At 72.0% G+C, this 804-nt stretch carries 1 protein-coding gene; it reads left to right on the forward strand.

Translation table 11 applies throughout. From position 1 onward, the window contains the following. Positions 1 to 804, forward strand: an 804-nt coding sequence (locus ABD329_RS47900) for an ATP-binding protein (RefSeq protein WP_344318306.1), incomplete at both ends; no start/stop codon positions are given.

An 804-nucleotide genomic window follows, 5' to 3' on the forward strand; every position in this document is an offset into this window, starting at 1 on the left:
CCTGGATCGGCCCCCCGCCGCACGCCATCCGCGACCTGGGCGACAAGGTCGCCGCCCGGCACATCGCCCAGCGCGCGGGCGCCCCGCTGGTCGCCGGGACCCCCGACCCCGTCTCCGGGGCCGAGGAGGTCGTGGCCTTCGCCGAACAGCACGGTCTCCCGATCGCCATCAAGGCCGCCTTCGGCGGCGGCGGCCGCGGCCTGAAGGTCGCCCGCACGATGGAAGAGGTCCCCGAGCTCTACGACTCCGCCGTCCGCGAGGCCGTGGCCGCCTTCGGCCGCGGGGAGTGCTTCGTCGAGCGCTACCTGGACAAGCCCCGGCACGTGGAGACCCAGTGCCTGGCCGACACCCACGGCAACGTCGTCGTGGTCTCCACCCGCGACTGCTCCCTCCAGCGCCGCCACCAGAAACTCGTCGAAGAGGCCCCCGCCCCCTTCCTGACCGACGAACAGAACGCGCAGCTCTACGCCGCATCCAAGGCCATCCTCAAGGAGGCCGGTTACGTCGGCGCGGGCACCGTCGAATTCCTCGTCGGCAACGACGGCACGATCTCGTTCCTCGAGGTCAACACCCGGCTCCAGGTGGAGCACCCGGTCACCGAAGAGGTCACCGGCATCGACCTGGTCCGCGAAATGTTCCGCATCGCGGACGGCGAGGCCATCGGGTACGACGACCCGCCGATGCGGGGACACTCGTTCGAGTTCCGCATCAACGGCGAGGACCCGGGCCGCAACTTCCTGCCCGCCCCGGGCACGGTCACCACGTTCGCCCCGCCGTCCGGCCCGGGTGTCCGGCTGGACGCGG

It is taken from the genome of Streptomyces javensis, from assembly GCF_039525925.1.
Lineage (GTDB): Bacteria > Actinomycetota > Actinomycetes > Streptomycetales > Streptomycetaceae > Streptomyces > Streptomyces asiaticus.